This is a genomic window from Amycolatopsis albidoflavus, from assembly GCF_039525725.1.
Taxonomy (GTDB): Bacteria; Actinomycetota; Actinomycetes; order Mycobacteriales; family Pseudonocardiaceae; genus Amycolatopsis; species Amycolatopsis albidoflava.
This window is the reverse complement of record NZ_BAAAHV010000011.1, coordinates 393,272-415,470: the sequence shown is the minus strand read 5'-3', so window position 1 is coordinate 415,470 and position 22,199 is coordinate 393,272. Positions and strand designations below refer to the sequence as shown.

Sequence of the window (22,199 nt, the reverse complement as noted above, 5' to 3'; positions counted from 1 at the left end):
CTCAGGTCCGGGCGAACCGCAGGTCTTCCGGGATCTCGAAGTGCAGCGCCGAGGCGCAGAACTCGTGCCACTGCGGGGACAGCGTGTCCCACAGGATTCCTGGTTCGGCCAGCACCGGACTGCGCACCACCGCGAGATCGCCGCGGACGTAGACGATCGCGTCGTCGCCGAGTTCGGCGGCTTCCGGCCGGGCGGCCGCGGCCCAGCCGGGGAATGCCCGGAGGTCGCCGAGCCGGTAGGCCCTGAAGTAGTCCTTCATTCCGCACCCTCCCGGTCCGTTCGCTCGCGCAGGCTCAGCGGACGCATATCCGTCCAAACAAGCTCGACTCGGTCCAGACACTCGCTTTTCGTGCCGCCCGTGCCCTCATCCCGCCAGCCCGGCGGGTTCGGCCGGTCCGCGGGCCAGATCGAGTACTGCTCCTCGTGGTTGACGACGACTCGGTAGGCCCGGTCGTCGGTTTCGGCCTCCGGCATCACTGCGTTTCCTCTCCCGCGTAATGGACGGCTGTCCGTTCCGCCGGGACCATCTCCGCCGATTCCGACGGCCCGACGTCGCCGCGTCGGAGCCGGTCGTCGACCAGCGCGGCGAGCCGGGCGGGAGTGGAGTTCCGGAAGAAGTCCCGCATCGAGACCTCGACCGCCCACCGGCCGCGCACGCCGGCCAGCACCCGCATCGCCAGCAGGGATTCGCCGCCGAGACGGAAGAAGTCGTCCTCCGCCCCGATCCGGGAGCGCGACAGCACCCGTTCCCAGATCCGGACGATCTCCTGCTCGGTCCCGGTCCGCGGCGCGCGATACGGGCGGGCCCGGTCCGGCTCGGCGGCCTCCAGGGCCGCGACGGCGAGCCGGTCCGGCTTGCCGCCCGCGGTAGTCGGGAGCGCGTCCACCAGGACGATCCGGTCGGGCAGCATGTACGCCGGCAGCCGGGCGCGGAGCTCCTCGTGGCAGTCTTCCGGCTCGATCGCCCAGCGCCCGCCGGCCGGGACGAGAAACGCCCGCAGGCGCGCACTGTCCGCGACGACGACGGCGTCGCGAACGCCCGGGACCGAGCGCGCCGCGGCCTCGACCTCGCCCAATTCGACCCGGTAGCCGCGGATTTTCACCTGGTGGTCCCGGCGTCCGAGGAACTCGATCGCCAGGCCGCGCGGTGTCCGCCGGTACCGGGCCAGGTCACCGGTCCGGTAGAGCCGCTGCCCCGCGACGGCGCCGAACGGATGGGGCACGAACGCTTCGGCGGTGCGCGCCGGATCGCCGAGGTAGCCCCGGGTCACCGTCGGGCCCGCGACGTGCAGGCAGCCGGGCACGCCCGGCGGCACCTGGTTCAGGTCCGAGTCCAGGACGTAGGCCTCCATGCCGGGCAACGGGGTCCCGATCAGGACGATCCGGCCGTGGTCCTCCTCCGGCGCACAGGAGAAACAGGTGCTGTCGATAGTGGCTTCGCTGACGCCGTAACAATTGAAGACGCGGATCTCCCGCTCGGCCAGCGCGTGGATCGCGGCCAGGTCGCCGGTGTCGAACACGTCGGACCCCACGATGACCACCCGCAGCGGGCCGAGGCCGCCGCCCGTCGCCCGGACGTGGCCGAGCAGCGCCCGCAGGACGACCGGGACGAAGTCGGCCAGGTCGACTCCCTCGGACCGGACCAGGCGGAGAAGTTCCTCGGGGCGAAGGAGATCCTCCCTCGGGCACACGACGAGCTTCGCCCCGGAGCACAGACCGCGCACGAACTCGCCGAGGAACCCGTCGAAGGTGAAGTTCGCCATCTGGAGGTGCGCCGTGGTCGACGCCTCCAGCCGGAAGGTCTGATTCCAGGCCGCGTACACCGCGGCCAAACCGCCGTGCGTGCCCATCACGCCCTTGGGGCGGCCGGTGGAACCGGACGTGTAAATCACGTAGGCGAGCCTGTCGGGGCCGGTTGCCCGCACCGGAGCAGTCGCGTCGTCGTCCTGAATGTCGTCAAGGCACAGCACGGTCAGCGCGGGGCCGCCGATCTCCCCCGCCAGCGCGCGGTGGGTGAGCACGACCTCCGCTCCGGCGTCGTCCAGGATGATCCGGAGCCGGGCGGCCGGGCTGTCGAGATCGAGCGGGACGTAGGCCGCCCCGGCCTTCCACACCGCCTGCACCGCGACGAACGTGTCGGCCGAGCGCTCCAGGTAGACGCCGATCCGGTCCTCCGGCCGCACCCCGAGCCGGATCAGCCGGCGCGCCAGCCGGTTCGCGCGCCGGTCCAGTTCCGCGTAGGTCAGCCGGACGTCCCCGTGGACGATCGCGACGGACTCCGGCGCGGCGCGGGCACGGCGCTCGAGGAGGTCGGGCACGAGCGGCCGGGGGCCCGGCGGGAGCGCCGGACCGCGGGCGGCGCGGGCCAGTTCGGCCGCATCGGCCTCGCTGACGATCCCCGCGTCCCGCAGGGGCGTGTCCGGGTGTTCGACGAGTTGCCCGACCACCGCGAGCCAGCTCGTGATCAACCGGTCGATCGTTTCCCGGTCGTAGAGCGCGGTGTCGTAGCGCGCCTCGATCGAAGCGCCGGAGCGGGACTCGACGATCTCCACCGCGAGGTCGAACGGGGTGACGTTGACCGCGACCCGGTCGACGCCGGCGACCAGCCTGCTGCGGTGCGAGTCTTCGACCGGTTCGGCCAGGTACTGGAACAGGATCCGGAACAGCGGGCTGCGGGTCGGCGGCCCGCCAGGCACCAGGCTCGCCACCACGTCGCCGAACGGGATTTCGTGATGGGCGTAGGCGCCAAGGCAGGTGTCGCGTACCCGGGCGAGCACCTGCCGGAGCGTCGGGCGGCCGGTCAGGTCGGCGCGCAGGACCAGGGTGTTGATGAACGGTCCCACCAGGTGCTGGCTCGCCGGGTCGGCGCGGGTGGCGATCGGCGTGCCGATGGCGACGTCGTCCTCGTCCAGGTAGCGGCCCAGGGTCGTCAAGAACGCGGCCGCCAGCACCATGAACACGGTGACACCCTCGGCGGGCGCGAAAGCCTGCACGCGCGCGGAAAGCGCGTCGCCGAGCTCGCGCCGGTAGACGGCGCCTTCGGCGGGGGCGTCCTGTGTTCGCGGCCGATCCGGCGGCAGCTCCGTGGCGGGGAGACCGTCCAAGCGGTCGCGCCAGTAGGCAAGGCACCGCTGATGATCCGCGCCGTGGCGCCAGGCCTCCAGCCGGGCCGCCGCCGCGGCGTAATGGCCGGCTAGGTCCGGCAGTTCCGTGGGCCGATGCTCGATCGCCGCGTAGTAGAACTCGAAGAAATCGCGGAGGAGGATCCGGGTGGAGTGCACGTCCGAGACGATGTGGTGGACCGACACCACGAGGGTGTGCCGGTCGTGGCCGGTCCGGATCAGGGCCGCGCGCACCAGGGGGCCGCGCGCGAGGTCGAAAACGCGGTGGGCGAGATCTTCGACGAGCTTGCCGAGAAGCGCTTCCCGCTGGCCGGACGGCAACGGCGACAAGTCCGCCACCGGCACCGGCACGGCGGGGTCCGCGGCCAAGCGCGGCGCCGGTTGTCCTTCCACCGCGGGAAATTCGAGGCGGAGGGCCTCGTGCCGCCGCACGACCTCGCGCAAGCTCCGCTCGACCAGCGAGTGGTCGACGGGCCCGCGCAGCCGCACCGCGGTCGCCAGGTTCTGGTGCGGCTTGCCCGGCCAGATCCGGTCCAGCAGCCAGAACTGGCGCTGTGCCGGCAGAAGCGGGACCGTCGCGTTCATTCCGCGCTCCCGGACAGCTCCGGCCGGGCGCGCCGGCCGATCGGGGTGAACGATCCCGCAGCGGCGATCGCCAGGCACGCGCCGCCGATCGCCAGGCAGACCGGGCCGACGCCGAACTTCGCCGCCAGCGCGGTGAGCACGGCCGCCCCGATCGGGCCGAGGGTCGAGTGGACGGTCCAGAAGGTGGAGGTCACCCGGCCCAGCAGGTGGTCCGGCGTGACTTCCTGGCGCAGCGACATCGAGCAAATCCCCGCGATTCCGGTGCAGAACAGGAAAACCGACACCAGCACCGCGACGAGGGCGACATTCGCGGCGAGCCCGAGACCCGCGACCACCGCGCCCGCGAGCGCGTACGCGCCGATCCAGCTGCCGCCGAAACCCAATGCCCCGCGGACCCGGGCGACCGACGCCGAAGCGATCAGGGTTCCGACGGTGCCTGCCGCGAGCACGACGCCGACGACACTGTCCGGCTGGCCGAGATCGTGCTTCACGTGGAAGACGACGATGTCGATCAGGCCGAGCGTGAGGAAAGTCAGGAAGGACAACAGGATCGTCAGGGTCCGCAGAACCGGGTGCCCGCCGAGGAATCGCAACCCGACCATGAAGTCCGACAGGAAGGAGCGCCGCGCCGCGTCCGGCGCTTCGGCCGGCTTCGGGACGCCGTCCCAGCGCAGGAGGTACAGACCGGCCGCGGACGCGACGAAGGTGGCGGCATCGATCGCGATCACGGCAGCCGGGCCGAAAACTCCGGAAAGCGCGCCCGCCAGCGTGGGGCCCAGGACACCGGCGACAGCGTAGGAGGCGTAGAGACGTCCGTTGGCCTTCGTGATCTGGTCCGCTTCGACCAGGCTCGGGGTGACGGTCACGTACGCGACCTGCGCGGCCATCGAGAAAACCCCGGCCACCGGGACAATGACGTAAAGCAGCCAGACTTGAGGCGAGAAAGCCCAGATCAGCGGGACGGCCCCGAACAGCAGCGCGCGGGCGAGATCGCAGACGATCAGCAGGCGGCGCCGGTTCACCCGGTCGGCGACCGCGCCGGAGAACAGGCCGGTGACGATCGTGGCGACGCTGACCAGCCCGGTGATCATCCCCATCTGGACGACCGAACCGGTGGCGCGCAGGACGAGCAGGGGGATCGCGACGTAGGAAATGGAGTTTCCCACCGCGGACAGGGTCTGCGAACTGAGGAAAATGAAAAAATCACGGGTTCCGGCCGACGTTTTCGGCTGTGCCTTGGCCTCCCCGCGCGGCATCAATTCCCCTCCCCCGGCGCCGGACGGCCGCGGGCCGCCCGGACTTTGTGGAGAACCCTCGGATCTGCCGAGTAGAACAGCGTCCACCGGCAGTGTCAAGGACAGTCGCGCGAATGCGCGGCCGTCCGGCAGAGACCCGCAGGCTTGACAGAATCCGTTGCCTGGCCTCAAATAGAAAGGAAGAGGGGGTGTTCCGCCCGGCCGGTTCCACTGCGGTTCGACCGCGGAGCCGAGGCCGGGTTTCCGCGGCTGAACCGTCCGCGCCGACCCGTTCGGAAGCGGCCGGAACTGGGGGGTCGAATCCGTGCCGGTCACCGAAAAATCCGTTCCACCGCCGCAGCGATCATGACCGCCGGCGCCTGCTGGCGGCAGTTGTCGGGCAGCTCCGGGCACCTGGTGCCGTCGGTCAATTTCGAGGCCGTGCGCGGCACGGCCGGATTCGCCGACCTCGCCGCGGCCGCCGGCGGACTCGAGCAGTTCGAACTGATCGAGACTATTCCGCGGAAGTTCGCGCGCGGCTGCGATTATCTCCGGGTATCCGAGCCGGATCGCTATCTCGGACCCTGGCTGGCCGAATTGACCGAAATGGCCGCGCCCGAACGTCCGGTCCGCGCGGTGCTCGGCTACTGCGCGGGAGCCGCATTGGCCAGAGCATTGGCTGACGCGGCAACGAAATACGGCCTCGGAGAACCGATTCTGCTGCTCTTCGATCCCCTTCGGGTCAATGGCACGACGCTGAGCCGAGAATTCGCCGAGGCACTCGACACGGTCCGTCCCCAGCTCACGCCCGGCGAAATCGAGGGCGCCCGGAATTCGGCGGCGCGCTGGGAGGAGCGCTGCGCCGACGCCGGCGGCCGCGCTCTCGCGCCCATGGCGGAAGCGCTCGACGAGGTCTATCAGGGCCTGGTGACCGCCGCGTGCGGCCGGCTTCGGGTGGCGCCTGCTCTCGAAAGACAGCTGTGCGACCGGTTCGCCTCCTATTTCGCCTATCTCGTCGCGTCTTCCCGATGCGAGGAGACGGCCGCCGGTCCGGTCGCGGAAGTCGTGTGGTCGAACACCCGCGAAGCGGTCCCGCACGCCGGGGACCGCGCTGTCCGCTTCGATGTGCCCGAACCCCAGCTGCTGGCCGACGCCGCGGTGGCGGAGTTCGTGTCCCAAACCCTGCGTCGCTGAGGCAAGGAGACCGCGATGGTCCCCGGCAAGCCGGCCGACCCGCTCGACGAGCGCCGTGCCCGCGTGCGCGAGCGACGGCGGGCGCTCTCCCGGTCGTTGCATGCTCACGAGCGCGACTGGCGGTTCGCCCCAGGCGACGGCGGCAGCCCGGAAACGGTCTCGGCGACGGCACTCGAACGCGAGCTGGAGCTCGACCGGGAACTCGCGTCGTGGGCGGAGTCCTCGCCTAAGCCGCGAAGCGACGCCGAACTGGCCGCCGAACGCCGCCGGCTCAAGTACTTCCCGGTGCTGTTCGTCAGCGCACCGCACATCGAATCCGGGGCCAGCGGGTCGTTCCCAGGCATTCCGACGCCGCTGTTGTACGCGACGTCGGTCCTCGACCGGGCCCTTCGGATCGACGAATTCCCCGGCGCCCGCGTCCCAGAGGTCGTCGCGGTGATGAACCCGCTCGTCTACGACAGCGCCTTCGAGGAGCAGCTGACCGCGCTTCTGCGCGCGCACCGCCCGCGGCTGGTCGGCGTCAGCAATCTGTCCGAAGGCCACCACTTCGCCCTGCGGATCGCCCGTCTGATCAAGCGAGTGTCGCCGGAATCCCTGGTGCTGCTGGGCGGCCAGCACGAGGACGGCGTCAACCCCGAGGTCTACGTTTCGGCCTCGGAGCGGCTGGCCCGGCGCGGCGCGCGGTACCAGGCGGCGTATTCGCCGTTCCTGATCACCCCGGAGGAGGCCGACCGGCTGCGCACCCTCCAAACCCTTGCCAGCCAAGAAGAACGCGCGTTCGTCGACCTGGTGTTCGCGGGCGACGCGGCCTACGCGCTCCTGGAGATCCTGAAGGTGGTCGCGGACCATCTCACCGCGGACACCGCCCGGATCAAGGCGGAAATCCTGGCCCGGCCCGAGGTTTTCGCCGGCCTGCCGGGCAGCGGACGGCTTTTTCTGGTCGACGAGGGCACCGAAACGCTGGAATCCGTGCGGTTGAGCGGTTCGGCGCTGGAAGGCGACTCGATGCCGTTCATCGACCTGGGCCGCCTGACTCACGAGAACCGGTTCCCGATCTTCGGCGGCAAGCTCACCGCGCAGGTGCTGGCCTGCCACGGCTGCAAGTACTCGTGCTCCTTCTGCCACGAATCGGCCGACTCGACGCTCTACGGGACGCCCAAGATCCGCCAGCGCTCGGCGGGCAACGTGGTGAAGGAGATCGAGCTGCGGCTGGAGCAGGGTTTCGAGGCGGTCTTCTTCGACGACAGCACATTCACCCAGGACCGCCGCTGGGTAGCGGAGTTCGCCGGGCTCATGGCCCGCCGCGGCGGCGGCCGGCCGCTGATCGAGTGGGGCTGCCAGACCACGATCAACGACGTCGACGCGGCGCTGCTGCGGCAGCTCTCGGAAATCGGGTGCAGCTATGTCTATTTCGGCGTCGAGTCCGCCGAACCCGATCCCGCAAGCGTGCAGAAGGTGCGCCAGCTCCGCGTCCTGCCGGCCGCGACGAACTGGTCCGCCCGCTTCCGGGAGGTGGCGAAGTGGTGCCACGAGGCCGGAGTGCGCGTGGGGACGTCGTTGCAGTTCGGCCTCGGCGAAACGCGCGAGCAGCTGATCGAGACGGTGGAGCTGATCGCCGAGATGCACCGCTGCGGCTACATCCCGGACGGCTGTGTGGCGCTGAACATCAACAGCCCCTACCCGGCGACCCGGCAGTGGCTGGAACTGCTGAAGTCGGGCCGCCCGATGCCCGACTACCGGGAGAAGCTCAAGCGGCATCCGTCGTTCGAGACCGCGCACCAGTTCTCCAGCATCAGCGGAGCGGAGGCCGAGGAGCTTTACCGGCTCGCGGCGGAACGGCTGGGCGCCGCCATCCACGTCGAAGGGCGGTAGCCGTGCCCGGCGAGGACCGCCTGTCCGGCGCACGGACACTGACCGAGGTGTTCGCCGCTTCGACAGTCCGGTATCCCGGCCGCGTCGCGCTCAGAGATCCGGACCGGACGCTGACGTACGCGGAGCTGGACCGGCGCAGCAGGGCGCTCGGCGACCGGCTGGCGGCCTCCGGAGTGCGCCCCGGGGACTGGGTCGGGCTCCTGCTCGACCGCACTGTGGACGTCGGGGTGGCCGTGCTCGGCGTCCTGCGGTCCGGGGCGGGTTACGTGCCGCTGGACCCGGCGCTGCCCGCGGCGAGGATCGCCGAGATCCTCGCCGACGCGGCGGTGGACGTGATCGTCACCGAACCCGGTCTGCCCGCCACGCCCGGCGTGACACGGGTGGAGGTGTCCGTCCGGAACGACGTCGCGGCAACGGTTCCGGGCGTTCCGGACCCTACGCCGTCCTCCCCCGCGTATGCCATCTACACGTCTGGATCGACCGGACGGCCGAAGGGCGTGGTCGTCACGCACGCCAATGTGGTCGCGCTGCTTCGGCACGCCCTTCCGCTGTACGACGTCCGCGAGACGGATGTCTGGAGCCTGTTCCACTCGTACGGTTTCGACTTCTCGGTGTGGGAGCTCTGGGGAGCGCTGGCCACCGGCGCGGAGTGTTTCGTCGTCCCCCTCGCGGTGGCGCAGTCCCCCGAATCGACCCTGCGCATGCTGGCCGAACGGCGAGTGACAGTCCTGAACCAGGTGCCCTCGGTGTTCGCCCGGTTCGTCGACGCCTTCGTGAGCGCGGGCGCTCCGGCGCTGTCTCTGCGCTACGTGATCTTCGGCGGCGAAGCGGTGAACCTGGCCGCCGCCGACCGCTTCGGCGAGCTGGCCGCCGCCACCGGACGACGGCCGCCGGTGCTCGTGAACATGTACGGCATCACGGAAACCACCGTGCACGCGACCTGGCAGATCCTCCGGCCGGACCGCGATCCGGCCCTGCGCTCGCCGATCGGGCGGCCGCTGCCGCACCTGTCGATCGCAGTACTCGACCAGGACCTGCGCCCGGTGCCCGAAGGCGCGGTCGGCGAGCTGTGGATCGCGGGAGAAGGGGTCGCCGCCGGGTATCTCAACCGACCCGGGGCGAACGCCGAACGGTTCCGCGACCTCGACCTCGGCTCCGGACCGGTCCGGCACTACCGCTCCGGCGACCTCGCGCGGCTGCTCCCGGGCGGCGCGCTCGACTACCGTGGCCGCGCCGACGATCAGCTCAAAGTGCACGGCTTCCGGATCGAGCCGGGCGAAATCGAGACGGTCCTGCGCGCGGAGCCGGAAGCCGACGATGTCGCGGTCACGGTAGTCGTCGCCGCGAGCGGTGCCCCGATCCTGGCGGCGCTCGCGGTCCTGGCGCGCGGCCATGCCGACGACGTCCTCGATCGCCTGGCGCGGCGGGCCAGAGCCCAGCTGCCGGATCACCTGGTGCCCGCAGTGTGCGTTCCGGTGGCTGCCCTGCCGGTGACCGCCTCCGGCAAGCTCGACCGGGCCGCGCTGCCCGCCTTGGCCGGCACCTCGCTGCCCGCCGCCGGACGCGCGCGAGAGCCGGTCCCGACCGGGCCTGCGGCCGAATTGGCCGCAGCCATCGCGCACCGCGCCGGACCGGTTCTCGGACTCGGCGGGGTGACGGCGGAAGACGATCTGCGGGCGCTGGGACTGGATTCCTTCGGCGCCGCGCGCCTGGCTCGCGTGCTGTTCGAAGAGAATGACCTTTCCCTGCCGGTGCGGGACTTCCTGCGACACGGAACGCCCGCCGCCATCGCGGCAGCGCACCATTCGGGGAGCAGGCCGCCCGCCGCCGTCGTGAGCCCGGCGGGGACTTTGGTGCCCACCGAACAGCAAGTCGCGATGTGGCTCTACGACTTCGCCTGGCCGGAACGGTCTCTCGCCAACGTCGTGCTCTTCGCCTACCGGATCCGCGGCGACCTCGACCCGCACCGCCTCGCGGCCGCTCTGCGAACCGTGACCGGCCGCCACGACGCACTGCGGACCGCTGTCCGCGGCGACGAGAACGGCATCCCGGCCGCGTTCGCCCTGTCCGTCCCGGAAGCCGCGACCATCACCGTGCCTGCGGGCCGCGGGGCCGAGCTCACCGACGACGACCTCCGGAACCGGGCCCGAGATCTGGCGAAAGCCGTGGCGCTGGAGACTGGACCGCTCATCGCCGCCGAGGTCCGTCCCGGGGCAGTCGTGCTCGCGGTGCACCATGCCGCTTTCGACGGCCTCAGCGAGCACGTGCTGACAAGGGAAATCAGCGCTTTGCTATCCGGGCGAGACCTGCCGCCCGCGCCGTCGTACCGGGAGTTCGCCCGGCTGAAACCGGCCGGGAGCGACCGCGCGGATCTGGTTCGCTGGGCCGCCCGGCTGGCGCGAACGTCGGCTCTGGAATGGCCCGCGCGCACGGAAACCCGGAGCGAGGCGGGATCGGTTGTCCGGCCGTGGGCCGTGCCCGAAGACCTGCCTTCCCGGCTTTCGGCACCGGCGCGTGCCGCTCGGGTCACGCCGTTCGTCCTGTTGCTGGGCGCGTTCGGCGCCGCCGTTCGCTCCGTGACCGGGACTTCGCGGTTCTGTGTCGGCGTTCCGGTGGCGGGCCGGGACTCGCCCTCGCACCAGGACGCGATCGGATGCTTCGTGCGGACCGTCGTCGTCCCCTTCGACGAGGAGACGTTCGCGACTCCGGTGGGCGGAGTGTCCGACGCCTGGACGAAAGCCCTGTCCTACAACGACGTTCCGATGAGCGAGCTGACGCGCGCAGCCGGGCGGCGCGCGCTCGACCGGCCGCCGCTGTTCCAGGTCTTCTTCGCGTGGCAGAACCACGGCGCGGCCCGTTGGTCGGTGCCGGGCTTGTCGGTGGAAGCCGTCGACGCGGTGCCTGCCGTCCCCCGGTTCGAGCTGACCCTGGTCCTGTGGCCGCGGAACGGCCGCGAGCAGGCGCGCGGCCGCCTCGAGTACGACCCGGGCTGGGTGTCCGACGACACGGCCTGCCGACTCCAGGAGGCCTTTTCCCGCGCCCTCGACGAACTCACCGCACAGGCGAGCGGAAATGCCCGCCGATGATCTTGGCGACCTCGGACACGGCCGGTTCCCGAAGCAGCCCATAGTGGTCGGCGACGACGCTGCGCGCCGTGAATTCCCCGGCGCACACCGCACGCCAGCGGCGGCCGCACTCCCGCAGCGTGGCGGAATCGTGAGCGGCCGCCTGCACCAGCCACAGGTCGCCGTCGTAGGTGGCGGGTACGTGTCCGCGCCAGGCCCGAACATGCGCGCTGTACAGGTCGATCCGCTCCAGGACCGTCTCCCGGGGAATCGCTGTCGCGGCGACGATCTGCTCGGCGAAATCAGCCGCGTCCGCGCCGGAGGGAACCTCCCGGCCGAACATGTGGCCCACCACCGCGAGGGCGTCCGCGTCGTCGGCCGCGTCCTCCCCCGGCCCCGCGATGAAACCGTCCAGCACGGTGAGGCTCGCCGGGTCGTGGCCCGAGGTCGCCAGCTGACAGGCCAATTCGTGCGCGACAACCCCGCCGAAGGACCAGCCGGCCAGGTGACAGCGGCCCGGCCCGGCCACCCGTTCGAGGTCCTCGCGATACCGCCGCACCAACCCGCGCAGTTCCTGGTCGCCTTCGTGCTGGGAATGCAGGGACTGGACCGCGTAGACGCTCAGGTCGTCGTCGAGCCGGCCGAGCAACGCGGTGTACGCCGACAACTCGCCTCCCGCCGGAGGCGTCAGGACCAGTCGCGGGGCGTCGTCGCTGCCGGTCCGGACGCGGACGACGCTGCTGACCCGGGCGTCGCCGTCGGCGCGGATGCGCTGGGCCAGCCCGGCGGCACTGGCCGGCGGGTCCTCGCCGACGACCTCCTCCAGCAGCGCGATGACCGGGATGCGCACCCCGAAGGTCCCCTCGATGCGGGCGAGGAGCTGGACCGCGAGCAGCGAATGGCCGCCGAGCTCGAAGAAGTCGGCACGGGGATCGACGCCGGAGATCCCGAGGAGCGCGCCGAACAGGTTTGCCAGGTCCCGTTCGAGCGGATCGCCGATCGGCCGCGGGACGGACCCGTTCCCGGGTGCGGTGACGAGCGCGGTCAGCGCGCCCCGGTCGATCTTTCCGTTCACTGTCAACGGAATCTCCGCCACCGGAAGCAGTAGATCCGGCAGCAGATGGGCGGGGAGCATGCTCGCCAGGAACGCGCGCAGTTCGGCCGCCTCCGGCCGACCGCCCGGGGCAGCGGCGACGACCGTGACAAGGCGTTCGTCGTCGGTCTTGAACGTGAAGGCCTCGTCGCACGAGGGATGGTTCAAGAGCGTCCCGTTGATCTCTGCGGGATCGATCCGGTGTCCTCGCACCTTGATCTCGTCGTCCGCCCGGCGCAGGTAGACGAGATTGCCGTCGGCCCGGCGGAGACCGATGTCCCCGGTCCGGTACAGCCGCGCGCCTGGCACCTCGGACTCCGGGTCGGGAACGTAGCGCTCGGCCGTCGCCGCCGGGGCCTGAAGATAACCGCGGGCCAGACCCGTTCCGCCGATGTAGATCTCCCCTGCCACGCCGTCGGGAACCGGTCGAAGGCGGCTGTCGAGGACCCGCAGCACAGCGCCGTCGATCGGACGGCCGATCGAGACCGCGTCGCCGGACGGTCCCCAGTCGCGCACCTCGTGCGCGCTGCAGCCGACGGTGGCCTCGGTCGGGCCGTACTCGTTGAACACAGCGCTGTGGTTCCAGCCGTGCAAGTCGCGGAAGTAGAGCTGCTCGCCGCCGACGACCACTCGCTCCGGCCGGGACCGTTCAGCACTCTGGGCGTTGAGCGCACGCAGGTGCGAGGGGGTGAGTTTCACCAGACCAGGCGGTTCCGCCGCGCGCAACGCCTCGGCCAGGCCCGGCAATCCGCTGCTCACCAGCACCCGCTGCCCAGCGGCCAGCGCCGGGAAGATGCTCGTCAGCGTCAGGTCGAAGGCGATCGAGCTGTGCAGCACGGACACCTTTCCCGGCCGCAACCGGTAGGCCCGCACGGCCCACGCCGTGTACCGGGAGAGGGCCGCTCTCGGCACTGCCACGCCCTTCGGCGCGCCCGCGGAACCCGAGGTGAACAGGACGTAGGCCAGGCTGAGCGGATGGGCGCGTTCGGGCGACCCCGCCATCGGCGCGGCCAGCCAAGCGTCCCGGGGACAGGCCGTCCGGCCCGCCCAGCCGGCGACAGCCGAACCGTTGTCGTCGACCAGCACGTCGGCCGCGGCCCGCTCGAGCAGCTGCCGCACCCGGGCATCCGGTGTCGCCGGATCGATTGCCAGGAAAGCGGATCCCGACTTGAGCACCCCCCACAGGACGGCCACCAGGTCCGCCGACGGCCTCAGCCGCACTCCGACCACCCGTTCGGCGCCGGCGCCGTATTCCCGAAGCCAGCCCGCGACCCGGTCGGACAGCGTCGCGAGTTCGGCGTAGGTCACCTGGCGGTCCGGGTCCCGCACGGCGATCTGCCCGGGCCGCGCCTCGGCAGCGGCCGCCAGCAGTCCGCAGATGTCTTCGTAGTCCCCCGAACCCATTCGCCCCCCAGTCAGTTCGACGGCGCGGCCCCGTCGAAAGTCGTCTCGTCGCCCATCGCCACGAGAAGCCGCCGCTTGCCGCGATACGGATTTCTCGCGTGCGCCACCAGAATGTTGTCCAATGCCAGCACATCCCCGGCCTGCCAAGGGAAAACGGACTCCAGCGAGGCGTAGACCTCGAGAATCGCCGTCATCCACGCGTCCGGGATCACGCTTCCGTCGCCGAGACGGCAGTCCCGCGGCAAGTCGGGGCCGAAGACCGTGGCGAGCGAACTGCGGGTCGCCGGGTCGAGGCAGGACGGATGCCAATGCTGCGCCTGGTTGAACCAGGACCGCTCCTTCGTGATCGGGTGCTCGAGGATCGCCGGCCGCGTGCACTGGGTCGTCAACACCTTGCCGTGCCAGGAAAACTCGATGCCGCCGATCCGGCACAGCTCCTCGGCCCGGACCCGGTCCTCGGTGCCGAACACCTGCTGCCAGCTGCGCCCGACTCCCGGATGATAGGCGCGGCGATACTGCACGCCCTGCGCCGAAAACGGCTCCCGGATGTGGCCCGGCAACGCGGCCAGCACCAGCCTGCTGTCCACGATCGGCGTCTCGCCGCCCTGCTCGGCGGGCTCGGCGCAGCAGAACAAGATCCGGGCCGGACCGGTCCGGTCGAACGACTGCTCGTTGTGCCAGAGCAGTTTCTGTTCGGGCGCGTAGAAAACCGGCGAGAAAACGCTTCCCCCGACCTGGTCCCGCGGATGTTCGCCGGTGTCCCGCATGAGTCCGGCGCACAGGCTCCTGGCCGCGGGTTCGAACTGATCCGCTTGCGTGACGCCGAAACCGCGGAACAGGACGGCTCCCGAAGTCCGCAGGTACTCGTCGATTTCCGCGCGATGGTCCCCGGCCCATCCGGCGAGATCCGCCCCGTCGGGAGGCGCGGTGACCCGGATCGGGAGCGCGCGGGCCGAAACCGAACCGCCTGAAGGCTGGGAAGTGCGATGAGGTGGCACTGGATTCCCCCGTGACACGACGTTGGAGACGCTGATTTCGTCCCCGGCCGTCTCTCGCGGCGGACACGGGGGCCGCTGAGTCCCTTGGTACTGTACGAATGTCGGCCTCCGCACCGCAACCTCCCCTTCTCCACCGTTCCGGTTGATTGACAGCCGCCGACCACCGCAGGAAACTCGGAAGCGATACTGGCGCCGCGGGACGGAACTCCGCGAATCCTCCCCCGGCTTTTCGGGACACCAGCGGACAATCGAGCCGTTCGCGCGTCCTTGCCCGCCGTTCGGCGCGGGCGCGGTCGAACCGGCGCGAGAACGGTGCGAGCCGAGGGGGAAATGCCGCATGATCTCCGACCGCGACGAAAACGACGCCGCCGCCGGCGCTTCGCTGACAGCACAAGAAGAAGCCGCGTTCTGGCGGGACGGATTCGCCGGCCCGTTCCGCCCCGCCTCGGCGCCGCAGTGCCTTCCGGCCCTGGCCGACCGGCTCGAGGACGTGGTGCTGAACCGCCGGCCCCATCCGGTCTACGGCCGGTATTCCCATCGCGACTGGCATCTGGTCGACAAGGAACTGGAAAGCGTGCTGACCCAGGACGCCGTCGTGGGCCGGGTCGCCTCGCTGCTCGGCCCCGATCTGCTTCTGTGGCGGTCGAAGATCTTCCACAAGCCGCCGGGCGGCGACGCCATCGGGTGGCACCAGGAGTGGGGGGCGTTCGACGGCGAGGAGATCGGCAACTCCACCCCGTCGCTCCGGCCGGTCGATCCGGAGGGCAAGATCTGGGACCTGACGGTCTGGATCGCGCTCGACGACGTCACCGAGGAAAACGGCCCGCTGCGGTTCGTCCCCGGCAGCCAGCGCACCAGGGTCCCGTGGAAACGGGTCCCGATGCCGGAATCGGCCTTTTACGAGGAACCGTTCCAAGGGCTCGCCAAGGACGAAATAGCGAAGCGGACCCGGTCCGGGGAACTGATCCTGGACATCGACACCTCGGCGTGGCTGACCGGTTTCGACGTCGACGGCAGCGACCGCGACACCCTCGTGGACCACCTCACGAACCGGTTCCGCGGGCTGTGGGCGAAGTTCACCGAGTACTCCCCCGACCCCGCCGACGTCGTCACCATGACGATGAAGGCGGGAGATTTCCTCGTCTTCAGCGAGCGCACCATGCACAGCTCGCCCGCCAACCTCTCCGGCCGGCGGCGAACCGCCGTCAACTGCCGGATCACCACCGCGGACACGCTGGTCTACCCCGGCAGGCTGACCCAGCACTACATCGACGGCTCGAACCTCGACATCCGCCACCACGAGAGCGTGCTCGTTTCCGGGACCGCGCTGGAATCCCGGAACCGCTGGCGCACGCCGCGATGACCGGCGCATGTGTCCACTGTGGACATCTCGCCAGCCGACCCCGCGCCAGCTCTCCTCGGCTGATTCGCCTTCGATGACCGCCGACGGAGTCCGGCCGCGAGCGCCCGGCGCGAGTTCAGTCCCCTGCCGAGCGCTGGTGCGGCAGGCTCGCGTCAGTCCCTCCCGGCCTGGGCGATCTTTTCGGCGAGCAGCCGGGGATTGGTGAAGACGACCTCGTGGCTGCCGGGCAGCTGCACCAGCCGGTGCAAGCCGAGCCGTCCGGACATCCGCGGGTGCCATCCCCATTCGCCGGGCGGAAGCGCCGTGTCGTCGGTGCAGTTCAGGTAGCTCTTGGCGATCTCCAGCCGGTAGAACCTCGACAAGTCGAGCCGGTCCAGGAACGGCTGGTACGGCGTCGGCGACAGCTGCTGGTAAGCGGCCGTCGCGCGGTCGAGGTCGGCGTCCTGGACGAACGCCTCGCGCCAGATCGGGAACGGCAACGTCACCGTGTTGTCGCCCGACTCGCTGGCCAGGCGTGCGAACAATTCGCGGTAATGGGGCGGAAAATCGTCCTCGACGCTGGTGCCCGGCCGCGGCACGAACGCGTTCCAGAAGACCAGGCGGCGCAACCGCTCCGGGACCTCCTCGGCGACCCGCGCGATCACCGACCCGCCGAAACTGTGGCCGACCAGCACGACGTCCGCGAGATCGCGGTCCACGACGAACCGCTGGACCGACCGCACGCAGTCCTCGTGGCCGACCGCTTTGTCCGCGCCCTTGCCATGACCCGCCATCGTCGGACTGTGCGCGACGTGGCCGAGTTCTTCCAACCGGGGAACGACCGCGTCCCAGGCCGAACCGTCGTGCCAGGAACCGTGCACGAGAACGAACGTGCTCATGACCGAGCCTCCATTTGCCGGTATGCGAAGGGCCGAATGCGATTCGCACGGGATAAGGACCGACCGCCGTTCCTCGCCGCATTCGCGGGCGAAACAGCGGGTATCGAACAACCCTGTCCGGGGACGCGCACCGGCCCAGGCTGACCTGGCCGCAGTGGGCTGCCCGGCGATGCGCTGGATCAGGGAAAGGCTGGCGAACCCGAGGGCGGTGCGGCCCGCCAGTCGTGGCAGCTGTGCGAGGGCCGACCATCGCTCGTCCTCCCGACGTCCGCGTTCCCGAGGCTCGCGCTGGGAGGGTATTGCCGGTCCTCGGGAGCGGTCCCGGCTTCGGGCATGCCGTCACTAGCGGCAGCACCTTCGGCGGCTCAGGGCTGGCGGCCAGGGGTCGTCTTCGGCCGACGCGCCAGTTCGCTGGCCGTCGGCACCCCCGAACAGCCGGGACACACTGCGCTTTCAGGAGCCTCCCAAGCCCAGGAACACTCAAGGCGGCCGTCCTCCCGCACGAGCCGAAAGCGCCCCCGTCGGGTAATCAATGGGGGAAGTCTCCGGGGTCCGGTAAGTTATCGCTATCTCGGTCCGCCGGGAACGACGACCCCATCGATTGGGTCCGGGTACGAGGGGAATCAGATGCACAAGGGTTTTGTCATGTCCATCGGCCGTGCGGCCGCGGCGATCGCCGCGGTCTCCGCGCTGGCGGCGTGCTCGTCGGAAGCCACCAGCGCTCCGCCGGAAAGCGCCGCCGCCCGGCCCGAGGTTTTCGGCGCGGCCGGTTACCGCGGCATCGCGCCCGGGATGGCCAAGGAAGCGGCCGCGGCCACCGGGAAACTCGCCAACGCCCCGGTGTCCACGCTGGACGGCTGCACGGTTCTGAGCTGGCAGGGCGGCCCCGCGCCGGACCAGGCGCGGCTGGCCGCCGAGGCCGAGGCGCAGCGGAAGGCCGACGACCTCAACGCCAAGGCGGACGCGGCGGACCAGGCCGCGAAACAGCCCGCGGGCAAGTCCGCCGCGGATTCGGCCAAGGCGGCCGCCAAGGACGCGGAGGCGGCTCAGCTGTCGGCGGACGCGGCGATGGCGAGTGCCGACCTGGCGGGCAAGCGGGAAGAGCGCGACAAGGCGTTCGCCGCGGCCGGTGGCGCCTCGTTCGGCAAGAACGGCGTGCACGAGCTGGGCGCGCCGCCCGACGCCAAGACCGCGGAGGGCATCGGCGTCGGATCCTCGCTGGCCGACCTGCACAAGGCGTACGACGGGCGCGGACTGAAGGAAAGCAAGGCCGGGCGGCTCGAGCTGCCCCTCCCGGAAAAGCCGGGCTGGCAGTTCGAATTCACCCCCACGGCCGACGGCAAGGTCGGCGGAGTGGCGATCTCCGACGGCGCCCTGAAGTGCCGGTGACGCGTTTCTGAGTCCATTATGGACGTAGGAAGGCCTCCTTGTCGCCGTGGACAGGGAGGCCTTCTACTCTTCGGCCAGGATTCGCACCTCGCCGAACTGCCGCGCTCGCTCCTTACGCTCTCAATTCACCGGCCCCATTCCCGCAGCAGGTCCTCGACCTGGCGCAGCAGAATTCGGCATCCGTCGCAGAACTGGCCGCCGTTCGATTGCAGCCGCGCGGCGATGCTTCGCAGTCGATGCAAGGATTCACCGGATATCAGTTCGCCTATCCGTTGCTCCGACGTCAGGTCAAAGTATTCAGCCAGGCACTCGCGCAGCAGGTCGCAGGAAGCACCGGCAGCTACCGGCGAATCGTCGGCATCAGCGAGCACCCGGGAGGCCTCGGCCAGCCGCCAGCCGCAATAGCCATCCGAAGCAAAGAGCAACCACAGCCCGGACGCCACCTCGATTTCTTCCACTTTCGAGACAACATTACTGTCGACGCAGAACAAGGTGTCGTCGGACCGGTAGTGGCGATAGCGCGTAGCAGGGGCGAAGAAATCGCGAACCGGGTCCAGTCGCACTGCGCCTCGGCTCGCCGAGCCGGATGCTCCGTGCGGGGCGGCGAGAAACGTTGTGTCCGGCACGCGCAGAGCAACGCTGGTCAGCAGGCCGGTTCGCCGGTCGAATCTGAACTCGTCAACAGGCTCCCACGTGAACCAGTCGACGCTGCCCCGAGTAGACAGAACGCGTTCCTCATGGCGCGCACGATCGAGATACGGACCGCTCGACACGACACCCGCGGCGAGCAGCAACCTCGGGCGAGCGATCGCGAGAGCACCACCATCGGCAAGCAGTTCGAGATCGTAGAATTTCAGCTTCGTGACCATCTGCTTCGGGCGAACGTCCACATTAGTGTTGGCACGCGAATCTTTCCATTGCCGCGGCGAGCGTATCACCAGCGGCAGCAAGGACTTGTCTCCGCGGCCGAGCGGCAGCCGTCAGTCTCGGACGCCCGCCAGCCGTTCCAGTTCCGGCACGATCTGGGCGGGCGCGGGGGTTTCCAGCACCTGCGCGCGCACCTTCTCCGCCGACACGGCGAACGACGGCTCGTCCAGCAGCCTCACCAGCTGCGCGCGCAATTGCCCGGCAGTGACCTGGTCGTGTTCCAGCACCAGACCGGCTCCTTGAGCAGCCAGCAAATCGGCCAAACCCGCCTTGTCCCACATGTTTCCTGGGATCACCAGTTGCGGAACGCCGTGCACCACGGCGTTTCCGATCGTTCCCGCACCTCCGTGATGAATCACCGCGGCGCAGGTCGGCAGCAGGGCGTCCAGGGGGACGAAGTCGTACAGCCGGACGTTGTCCGGTACTGCTGAGGCCGATTCCGCCTGCCGGGCGGTCAGGGTTGCCACCACTTCGACGTCGAGGTCGGCAACCGCGGCGAAAAGGTCGCTGACCGAGAACTGGTCATCGCCCCACAGGTCTCGGCGGGACATGCCCAGGGTGACGCAGACGCGACGCCGGGAGGGCGGTTCGGACAGCCACGGCGGCACCGTCGACGGGCCGTTGTAGGGGACGTGCCGTACCGGGAGATAGTCCGTGCCGACCGGGAATCGGGTCCACGGCGGCAGCGGGTCGAGCGTGCGCTGCCCTAGGACCAGTTCCTCGTCGAAAGCGCAGCCGTACCGGTCCAGCTTTCCTGACAGCCACTCCGCCATCGGGTCAGCTCCCCCGACGCCGCCCAGGTCGGTGAAGAGGGCGCGCATGCGGGCCCAGTGGTCGAGGCCGAACAGCATCCGGACGTGTGCCGCGCCGCTGGCCCGCGCGGCGATCGGGCCCATGTACGTCAGCGCGTCCCACACGACCAGATCCGGCCGCCATGACCGGGCGAACCCGACGAGGTCGTCGAGCGCCGCGTCGTGGGCGAGGTTTTCCAGCGCGATCGAGCACCACGTCGTGAACACGCCGCGGACGTAGTCCAGGGTGAGCAGGTCTTCCCTGGTCTCGGTGATGTCGAACTCCCCGTCGAAGACAGTCTTGCCGGCGGGCCGTTCCTGGTCCTTGCCGTTGCGTCCGCCCAGATCCAGCACCGGGCCGACCGCGACCGCGGGCAGTCCGGTGCGGACGATCGCGTCGGCGAGGTCCGGCTGGGCGGCGACCCGGACGTCATGTCCGGCCGCGCGCAGCGCCCACGCCATCGGCACCAGGTTGTAGAGATGCGCGTTCGCCGCGAACGTCGTGAACAAGACCTTCATCGAGTTCTCCCCGCCATTCTTCGATCGCGTGCACAGCGTGCACAGTCCGCGGTCCGAAACCTGGCAAAACATACCGATCAGTACGGTTTGAGGACCACCCCTAGCCGTCTCGCCAGGGGCCTCGCGGACCTCCGCCGGGCGACGCCAAAAGCCGGGTCTGCAGCTCGATCGTGAAGCGCTGCACGGGATCGTCCAGGTCGACCGCGCACAGTTCTTCGATGCGTTGCAGCCGGTACCGGAAGGTGTTGCGATGAATCCGAAGCGCTGCCGCAGCGCGGGTGGCGTCTCCGCCGGCGTCGAACCAGCAGCGCAGCGTGTTCAGGTACTCGGCACCGCGCGGCGACGGGTCGCGGCGCAACACGTCGAGGGAACCGTCGAGCAGGGCGGGGTGTTCGGCGGCGAGGTCCGCCAGCTCGGCGATCAGGACGTGCGGGAGAAGGTCCGTCAGGTGGGCGGTGGCGGGTGCCGTTCGGGCGGCCAGCACACCTGCGGCGTGCCGTAGTGGGCCCAATTCGGCGCGGATTTCGGAGCCGGTGGTGCAGGGGCGGCCGAGGCACGCCACCAGCGGCACGTCCGTCGAGGCGCGTCGCCGCAGGCGCTCGGTGAAATCGGCGGGTCCTGAGCCCGGGGCGGAGGGAAACAGGACGAACATGAGGGAACCGAGTATTGCGGTCGCCGTGTCTGGGTTGAGCATCCGGGTGCAGCGCGCCAGGGCGCTCTCGCGATCGGGAGTGATCGCGCCGAGGGCCGCGAGACGCCACCGTCGCGAAGGGCCGAGCCGTTCGGTCAGCGCTTCCAGCGATCCTGAACCAGCCAGCAGTCCGCGCAGCAGCTCGGCGCGGATCGTGTCTTCGTCGTCTCGCCCGGCGGGTTCGTCGATGAACCAGGCAGCGGCGGCCGTCGACACTTCATCCAGCACTCGCGGCACGGACGCGGACGATCGGCGCGGTGTGCAGACGACGTAACCGCCGGTGGTGTTGCCGGAGCGGATCGGGGCGGCCCAGCGCGTGCCCGCGTCCGGGAGGTCAAGACGCGCGATCTTTCGGACCTGGGCGAGTCGCTTCCGGACCTTCTCCGGAACGCGTCGGGCCAGCACCATTTCGGTCGTGAGTGCATCCACCGGTTCGGCACATCCGAAAGCGAGCACGCGGAAGGCTGAATCGGTGATCATCACGGCGCCGTCCAGCGCCAGGGACGCGCTTTCGGCTAGGTCGTAGAGACCGCTCGCAGTCGGGGTGACGGCACCGAACCGGGCGCTGGACAGCAGAGACCGCACCGCCGTGTCGATCTCCGCCCAGCCGACCTGTTTTTCCGCCACCAGCACTGGCACCGCGGCGGCAGTGAAGTCCAGTTCTGCAGGCAGAGCGCGTACGACGAGCGCCGCAGCTCTTGCGCGGCCAACCGCGGTCAGGGCTTCCGCCAGTTCGTCGGCAGTCGGGTAAGGCGTCGTCATCAGCACTAGCTGGTGTCGGCCGGGCGGCTGGGCTGGGTCCCACGGCACCGCCCCGGTTAGCGGCCGGTCCAGGCCGGAAGCCGGGGCCGCCACGCTGAACCAGCCGCGTCGCGCGCTGAGGAGGAGCGGCAGCCGGATCGTCCCGTCTGGCGGAGGGAGGTCGGCGGCACTCGGTTCTCCTGGCCGGGTATCGACTGCCGTCATCGGGCTGCTCCTTCCGTCCACGCGACGCCGCGTCGGAGGAAGGCTAAGCAGCGGCCGCAGTGCCGTCAGTGGGCTCACCGCACTGCGGAGGCCGCTCGGCAGGGCTC

15 protein-coding genes are annotated in these 22,199 nt (G+C 70.4%); 5 read left to right on the top strand and 10 right to left on the bottom strand.

The features are described from left to right. Position 1 precedes the first annotated feature (1 nt). From ABD156_RS16515 to ABD156_RS16500, 4 genes are read right to left on the bottom strand one after another with little or no spacing between them, the layout of a single operon-like run. Positions 2-259: a hypothetical protein gene (locus ABD156_RS16515; protein ID WP_344273399.1), complete on the bottom strand. Its 258-nt coding sequence runs from the start codon at positions 257-259 to the stop codon at positions 2-4. Next, positions 256-474, bottom strand: coding sequence for an MbtH family protein (locus tag ABD156_RS16510; protein WP_344273396.1), 219 nt, complete (start codon positions 472-474; stop codon positions 256-258). The genes ABD156_RS16515 and ABD156_RS16510 overlap by 4 nt, the downstream gene beginning before the upstream one ends. After that, positions 474-3,707, bottom strand: coding sequence for a non-ribosomal peptide synthetase (locus tag ABD156_RS16505; RefSeq protein WP_344273393.1), 3,234 nt, complete (start codon positions 3,705-3,707; stop codon positions 474-476). Before ABD156_RS16505 ends, ABD156_RS16510 begins: the two co-directional genes overlap by 1 nt. Further along, a complete protein-coding gene (locus tag ABD156_RS16500) occupies positions 3,704-4,963 on the bottom strand; it encodes an MFS transporter (RefSeq protein ID WP_344273390.1) in 1,260 nt (419 codons plus the stop codon). The genes ABD156_RS16505 and ABD156_RS16500 overlap by 4 nt, the downstream gene beginning before the upstream one ends. Before the next feature lie 345 nt (positions 4,964-5,308). Here ABD156_RS16500 and ABD156_RS16495 point away from each other — a divergent pair, with 345 nt between their 5' ends. Genes ABD156_RS16495 through ABD156_RS16485 form a run of 3 tightly spaced genes read left to right on the top strand, consistent with a single transcriptional unit; the run spans position 5,309 to position 11,094 of the window. Beyond that, positions 5,309-6,136, top strand: a complete 828-nt coding sequence (locus ABD156_RS16495; protein WP_344273387.1) for a hypothetical protein — start codon at positions 5,309-5,311, stop codon at positions 6,134-6,136. 15 nt (positions 6,137-6,151) lie between these two features. Further along, positions 6,152-8,008 (top strand): B12-binding domain-containing radical SAM protein, encoded by a 1,857-nt coding sequence (locus ABD156_RS16490; RefSeq protein WP_344273384.1) that lies wholly within the window; start codon positions 6,152-6,154, stop codon positions 8,006-8,008. A 2-nt stretch (positions 8,009-8,010) separates the two neighbouring features. Further along, positions 8,011-11,094, top strand: coding sequence for an amino acid adenylation domain-containing protein (locus ABD156_RS16485; protein WP_344273381.1), 3,084 nt, complete (start codon positions 8,011-8,013; stop codon positions 11,092-11,094). Here ABD156_RS16485 and ABD156_RS16480 read toward each other — a convergent pair. Further along, the gene (locus ABD156_RS16480) at positions 11,060-13,570 is read right to left on the bottom strand and encodes an amino acid adenylation domain-containing protein (RefSeq protein ID WP_344273378.1); all 2,511 of its coding nucleotides are present in this window, start codon (positions 13,568-13,570) and stop codon (positions 11,060-11,062) included. The genes ABD156_RS16485 and ABD156_RS16480 overlap by 35 nt on opposite strands. Positions 13,571-13,581: 11 nt before the next feature. Next, on the bottom strand, positions 13,582-14,568 hold the full coding sequence (locus ABD156_RS16475; protein ID WP_344273376.1) for a TauD/TfdA family dioxygenase: 987 nt from the start codon (positions 14,566-14,568) through the stop codon (positions 13,582-13,584). Positions 14,569-14,905: 337 nt separating this feature from the next. On the opposite strand from ABD156_RS16475, the gene ABD156_RS16470 reads away from it, so the two are divergent. Then, positions 14,906-15,931, top strand: a complete 1,026-nt coding sequence (locus ABD156_RS16470) for a phytanoyl-CoA dioxygenase family protein (RefSeq protein ID WP_344273374.1) — start codon at positions 14,906-14,908, stop codon at positions 15,929-15,931. A gap of 152 nt (positions 15,932-16,083) precedes the next feature. On the opposite strand, the gene ABD156_RS16465 is transcribed toward ABD156_RS16470, so the two are convergent. After that, positions 16,084-16,809 carry an alpha/beta fold hydrolase gene (locus ABD156_RS16465; protein ID WP_344273371.1) on the bottom strand — a complete coding sequence of 242 codons (726 nt, stop codon included), beginning with the start codon at positions 16,807-16,809 and terminating at the stop codon, positions 16,084-16,086. A gap of 645 nt (positions 16,810-17,454) precedes the next feature. Here ABD156_RS16465 and ABD156_RS16460 point away from each other — a divergent pair. Next, positions 17,455-18,198: a hypothetical protein gene (locus ABD156_RS16460; protein ID WP_344273368.1), complete on the top strand. Its 744-nt coding sequence runs from the start codon at positions 17,455-17,457 to the stop codon at positions 18,196-18,198. A gap of 125 nt (positions 18,199-18,323) precedes the next feature. Here ABD156_RS16460 and ABD156_RS16455 read toward each other — a convergent pair whose 3' ends face one another. From ABD156_RS16455 to ABD156_RS16445, 3 genes are all read right to left on the bottom strand, one after another. Then, complete coding sequence (locus ABD156_RS16455) at positions 18,324-19,148, bottom strand: hypothetical protein (RefSeq protein WP_344273366.1); 825 nt, start codon at positions 19,146-19,148, stop codon at positions 18,324-18,326. Between the two features lie 30 nt (positions 19,149-19,178). Further along, complete coding sequence (locus ABD156_RS16450) at positions 19,179-20,435, bottom strand: activator-dependent family glycosyltransferase (RefSeq protein WP_344273365.1); 1,257 nt, start codon at positions 20,433-20,435, stop codon at positions 19,179-19,181. Between the two features lie 100 nt (positions 20,436-20,535). Next, positions 20,536-22,092, bottom strand: coding sequence for a PucR family transcriptional regulator (locus ABD156_RS16445; RefSeq protein ID WP_344273363.1), 1,557 nt, complete (start codon positions 22,090-22,092; stop codon positions 20,536-20,538). Between the last annotated feature and the right edge of the window lie 107 nt (positions 22,093-22,199).

What these genes read in the sequence shown, in the direction of transcription:
- ABD156_RS16445 (WP_344273363.1), bottom strand. Translation starts at nt 22,092, where the DNA reads ATGACGGCAGTCGATACCCGGCCAGGAGAACCGAGTGCCGCCGACCTC.
- ABD156_RS16465 (WP_344273371.1), bottom strand. Translation starts at nt 16,809, where the DNA reads ATGAGCACGTTCGTTCTCGTGCACGGTTCCTGGCACGACGGTTCGGCC.
- ABD156_RS16505 (WP_344273393.1), bottom strand. Translation starts at nt 3,707, where the DNA reads ATGAACGCGACGGTCCCGCTTCTGCCGGCACAGCGCCAGTTCTGGCTG.
- ABD156_RS16490 (WP_344273384.1), top strand. Translation starts at nt 6,152, where the DNA reads ATGGTCCCCGGCAAGCCGGCCGACCCGCTCGACGAGCGCCGTGCCCGC.
- ABD156_RS16500 (WP_344273390.1), bottom strand. Translation starts at nt 4,963, where the DNA reads ATGCCGCGCGGGGAGGCCAAGGCACAGCCGAAAACGTCGGCCGGAACC.
- ABD156_RS16510 (WP_344273396.1), bottom strand. Translation starts at nt 474, where the DNA reads ATGCCGGAGGCCGAAACCGACGACCGGGCCTACCGAGTCGTCGTCAAC.
- ABD156_RS16450 (WP_344273365.1), bottom strand. Translation starts at nt 20,435, where the DNA reads ATGAAGGTCTTGTTCACGACGTTCGCGGCGAACGCGCATCTCTACAAC.
- ABD156_RS16460 (WP_344273368.1), top strand. Translation starts at nt 17,455, where the DNA reads ATGTCCATCGGCCGTGCGGCCGCGGCGATCGCCGCGGTCTCCGCGCTG.
- ABD156_RS16515 (WP_344273399.1), bottom strand. Translation starts at nt 259, where the DNA reads ATGAAGGACTACTTCAGGGCCTACCGGCTCGGCGACCTCCGGGCATTC.
- ABD156_RS16480 (WP_344273378.1), bottom strand. Translation starts at nt 13,570, where the DNA reads ATGGGTTCGGGGGACTACGAAGACATCTGCGGACTGCTGGCGGCCGCT.
- ABD156_RS16470 (WP_344273374.1), top strand. Translation starts at nt 14,906, where the DNA reads ATGATCTCCGACCGCGACGAAAACGACGCCGCCGCCGGCGCTTCGCTG.
- ABD156_RS16495 (WP_344273387.1), top strand. Translation starts at nt 5,309, where the DNA reads ATGACCGCCGGCGCCTGCTGGCGGCAGTTGTCGGGCAGCTCCGGGCAC.